General features: G+C 59.9%; 4 protein-coding genes and 1 pseudogene. 3 read left to right on the forward strand and 2 right to left on the reverse strand.

Annotated elements, in window-relative coordinates:
* From ACLL97_RS13025 to ACLL97_RS13035, 3 genes and pseudogenes are all read left to right on the forward strand, one after another.
* Positions 1-282: pseudogene (locus tag ACLL97_RS13025) on the forward strand (IS21 family transposase); the annotation flags it as partial.
* Complete coding sequence (gene istB, locus ACLL97_RS13030; protein WP_411280905.1) at positions 279-1,043, forward strand: IS21-like element helper ATPase IstB; 765 nt, start codon at positions 279-281, stop codon at positions 1,041-1,043. The pseudogene ACLL97_RS13025 and the gene istB, both read left to right, overlap by 4 nt.
* Positions 1,044-1,158: 115 nt before the next feature.
* Positions 1,159-1,392, forward strand: a complete 234-nt coding sequence (locus ACLL97_RS13035) for a helix-turn-helix domain-containing protein (protein ID WP_411280906.1) — start codon at positions 1,159-1,161, stop codon at positions 1,390-1,392.
* On the opposite strand, the gene ACLL97_RS13040 is transcribed toward ACLL97_RS13035, so the two are convergent.
* Together ACLL97_RS13040 and ACLL97_RS13045 are read right to left on the reverse strand one after the other, a co-directional pair.
* The gene (locus tag ACLL97_RS13040; protein ID WP_411280907.1) at positions 1,363-1,689 is read right to left on the reverse strand and encodes an ATP-binding protein; all 327 of its coding nucleotides are present in this window, start codon (positions 1,687-1,689) and stop codon (positions 1,363-1,365) included. The two genes, ACLL97_RS13035 and ACLL97_RS13040, sit on opposite strands and share 30 nt — an antisense overlap.
* An 854-nt stretch (positions 1,690-2,543) precedes the next feature.
* Positions 2,544-4,310, reverse strand: coding sequence for a peptidase domain-containing ABC transporter (locus ACLL97_RS13045; protein ID WP_411280908.1), 1,767 nt, complete (start codon positions 4,308-4,310; stop codon positions 2,544-2,546).
* Positions 4,311-4,519 lie beyond the last annotated feature (209 nt).

The raw sequence follows: 4,519 nt of genomic DNA on the forward strand, positions 1-4,519 counted from the left end.
CCGTCCATCGGCGCGGTGTGCGACCACATCCATCGTACCGAGGGCGTGCTCGCGCCGCGCCGCATCCTCGGGGTCCTGTCGCTCGCGCGGAAGCACGGGCCGGCGCTCACCGAAGACGCCGCGCACTTCGCGCTCGAAGCGGGCGCGCCGTCGTATCGCTTTCTCCGCCGCTATCTCGAACGCGTGAAAGCCCCCGCCGCCGCGCTCAAACAGATCGATCCGCTCATCCGCCAACTCACTCTCTACCGCGATCTAATTGATCGCCGAGCCGCTGCCTCATGAATCTGGCCGAACTAGATCGCGCCCTCCGGAGCCTCCGCCTCTCCGGCATGGCCGACGTCCTCGACGCGCGGCTGCGCCACGCGCAAGCGGAACGCCTGCCGCCGCTCGATCTCATCGCGATGCTCGTGAACGAGGAACTGCAACGCCGACAGGATCGGCTGCTCGAACGTCGGCGCGTTCAGGCGCGCTTCCGCGATCCCAGTCGATCACTCGACAGCTTCGATTTCACTTTTAACAAGAAGATGAATCGCGCGCTGCTCTTCGAGCTCGCCACCGGCCGCTTTATCACGCTACGCGAAGACATTTTGCTGATCGGCCCGCCGGGTAGTGGCAAGAGTCACTTGGCGCAGGCGCTCGGCCACGCGGCGATCCAGCAGGGCCACCGCGTCCACTATCGTGAAGCGCATCTCCTGCTGGAAGAGCTCACTGACGCGACGCTCGATGGCACGCGCAAAGAGGTCTTCGCGGCGCTCAGCACCGTCCCGCTTCTGATCATCGATGATCTCGGCATGCGCAAACTCCCACCGACCGCCGCCGAAGATCTGCTGGAGCTCATCATGCGGCGCTATGAACGCGCCTCCACCATCCTCACGTCGAATCGTCCCGTCGACGACTGGGGCAAACTGCTCGGCGACACCGCGGCCGTGACCGCGCTGCTCGACCGGCTCCTCCACCACGCGCACGTCCTCACTTGCGGTCCACGGAGCTGGCGCACGAAACTTCAGGCGGCGACCGACTCCTCGGTCACCGTAGCCCGCTAACCAGTCTCAGCTCGCCGGCGTGGTGGCCGGTTTTGCGGTGTCGATCAGTGGCCGGATTTGAGGTGTCCACTGAGGGCATGATGCCGCGCAGGCGGCCATCGATGGCTGGCTGACGATGGACGGCGCCGCCGCGCAGCTTGGCGTCAGTGATACCGTGATTCGGAAACTCATCGAGCGCCATGTGTTGCCCGCCCGTCAGGTCATCGCGCACGCGCCGTGGATGATTCGTGCTTCCGATCTGGCGTGTGACGGGGTCGTTCACTATGTGCAGCAAGTGCGCAGCGGTCGTGCACTTCCGCCGGCTGATCATCCCGCGCAGCTAACGCTTGAATCCACCACCACATACTGAGGTGATGTAGTATGTCCCTACTCCGGTGGGCCCGACGATGAGCAGCGTCTGGTGTTGCCGGATCCACTCGCCGCCCGCGAGCTGCAAGACGCGGTGGCGGTCGAGGCCGCGCTTCGCCCGGAAGTTCACATCCTCGATGCACGCGGCATAGCGCAGCCGCGCGAGTTGCAAGAGGCGCGTGAGCCGACGGTCGTGACGCACGGCGTGTTCGCGCTCGAGGAGCAGCGCGAGCCGCTCCTCAAAGGACAGCGCGGCGAGATCGGGGATCGCGCGCTGCTCGTCGAGCGCCGACGCCATGCTCGGCAGTTAAGGCGCGTTCAGCGACGCGAGTGTTTTTTGATCATCAGAGCAAGTGCGGTCGGAAGAGGACGTGCGCGCGATCAGCGACGAAGAGATAGGTGTGAGCATCCGCGGGCGTCGTCCCGCAAGAGCCAGGCCCGCGGATGCGCTCGTACGACACGGGCAGGTTCGTCGTGATCGCCGACGATTCGAATGGCGCGATCTGCGTGCTTCTCTGCCTCGCCGCCGCAATCCCGTAAACGCTCCGACTCAACGCAATACCAAATCTCCACTATTGGGCCACGCGGCCGTTCCCGCACGAGTGGAGCGTGGTCGTGGGCGGGGTCTGGGCCACACACAGGGGCGCCACCTTCGCGACGAACTGTGCCGCGATCTGACCGAGCCCGTCAATAGCATGACCACGCCTTGAGTTGTTGTTGGCCCGCCGCGCGAACTGTGCCAATCGTCGCGACACTCTTCGCGTTTCACCTAGCAATGGCTGTTTTGCGTGCGCGCGACAGACCGCGCCGTAGTTCGCATACAGGGTCGCAAGTACGCAAATGTCCCCTCAGGATCACAGCTGACTTTTGGGGTCACGGCAAATCGACTTTCCGGGGCCGGCAGTCGGATCGTAGTGCCTAGCGCGTAGGCGTCCACCAAATCTCGGCATGCTCGATGCAAATCAATGGTCGCGCCTCCTGCGCATTGCGCTGATCGCGACGACAAGTAGAGCGAACGATACGACGTATGCAAACCGTCGACTCTCCATCGACCGGGACACCGCGTATGTGACTGCGCCGAGCACCCCACACCAAACCAAGAACATGGCGTTCGCTGAACAACGGCAAGAGAAAGGCCGGTGGCTTCTGCACTTACACAAGTGCGTGGCCCCCGACATCGACCGGCGATGAAAAAGACCCTTCATCACACGTAAACGCGTCGCTCAAGAGTACCTCACCGGTCTGACTGCGCCAAAGCGTTGAATACTTTCCCTGCAACCTGAGTAGATCCAAATGCGCGCCTTGCTCAACTAGCCGACCCCCCTCTAACACGTAAATCGTGTCTGCGTGTAACACAGTCGAAAGCCTGTGCGCTACGATAATTATCGTGCAAGTAGAGCCTACATGCACGCGGAGAGCGTTCATTACCGCACTCTCAGCGACCGCATCAAGTGATGATGTCGCTTCATCTAAAATCAAAACCGATGGCCGGGCGTACAAAGCCCTCGCGACTGCTATTCGTTGACGTTCGCCTCCGGAGAGGTTGGAGCCGTCTTCACCGATAGCCTCCAATAGTCCCCCCTGAAGACGCGCGACGAGCACATCGAGACCAAGATCTCGAATCAGCGCAGAAACGCGAGGAAGGTCCGGCGACTCGTTGAGCGTAATGTTCTCAAGTAGCGTACCTGAAAAAAGCTGAACGCGCTGAGGAACGACTCCAACAATAGATCTAACATCACTCAGGCGGACGTACTGAAGATCGACGTCGCCAAGCTTTACAACGCCGGCCGACGGCGAGTACAAGCGCTGAACCAGTGCCGCGACTGTGCTCTTTCCCGACCCGCTCTCACCAACTATAGCGACGGTGGCCGCAGCCGGAACCAACAAAGAAAGGCCCTCGAGCACACCTGCGCGGGCGCCATAGCGGAACGCAACGTTGTGAAACTCCACTGCCAGCCCGTTGCCGCTGTGTGTGTTCATCGGCGCGCCTGCATCGCTTTCCCGCGCCAAGTCCATTATGTCGAACAGCCGTTCCGCAGCAATTACGGCCTCTTGGGCTGACCGATTTGCTGACACCAAACTGGTAAGAGGCCCGCTGAGATATCCAAGCAGTGTAAAGCATGACATCAACTCGCCGGGCGACAGCTGCTGCTCGAGCACGAGCTTTGCGCCTACAAACAAAAGTGATACCGAGGCAAGCCGACCCACAAACTGCGATGCGCCTCCATACATCAAACCGAGCTTTGCGCCCTCAAATCCGGTTTCGATCAGCTTGACCAAACGGGTTTCAACTTGGGATTCAACGCGAGTCTCCAATTGCAGTCGCTTGACTGTTCCAGCAATAGTAAGCGACTCGACGAAATGTGCTTCCAAATCAGCACTTTGCACTAACGCGGCGCGCTGATATGTGCGATTGACTCGATTTGACCATAGCAGTATGCCCGCATTGATCGGCAGCAGCACGGAGACCAAGAGCGCGAGCTTCCAGCTATACGCGAACAGCATCGCGTAAGCGAAGATCATGACCGCTACGCTAACAACCAAGTTTAGGACGATGTCATTGAGGAATATACGAATCTTGACAGCATCGTTCACACGCGAGAGCACTTCACCGACGCGCATCGTGTCGAAGAACGACTGCGGAAGCCGAATCAGATGTTGGTAATATGCGGTAATTAGCGCCGCGTCAATCTTCTGACCAGTGCGAAGTCCAATTAGAGTTTTGCCAGCACCGATAACAACTTGTACCAGTAGTAGGAATATCATTCCCACAGTCATCACATTTAGCAGATTCTCGTTTCCTTCAACCAGAACATTGTCGACGATCTTCTGAACATAAATCGCCGAGCACAACCCCAAGACAGTCGTGAGCACCGCGCCGACAAGCGTTTCTGCAATGGCAGATTTATGCGGCTTCAAGAGCCCCCAGAATCTGGAGAGGGACCCTTGTCCATTTGCTGGCGGAACCTGTCAAGGAAAATGAGACGGACGGATTGAGAGTTTAGTGAGCCGCGCTAGCCGATGACCGCCGTCTGGTTCTCCGCTTTGTTGATCCACACTTCCGTCGGGAGCTCGGGCACGCGCGGCGGACCCTTGACGAAGCGTTCCGGATGCTGCAGAAAGGCGGC

Source organism: Gemmatimonas sp. (assembly GCF_046594945.1).
Lineage (GTDB): Bacteria > Gemmatimonadota > Gemmatimonadetes > Gemmatimonadales > Gemmatimonadaceae > Gemmatimonas.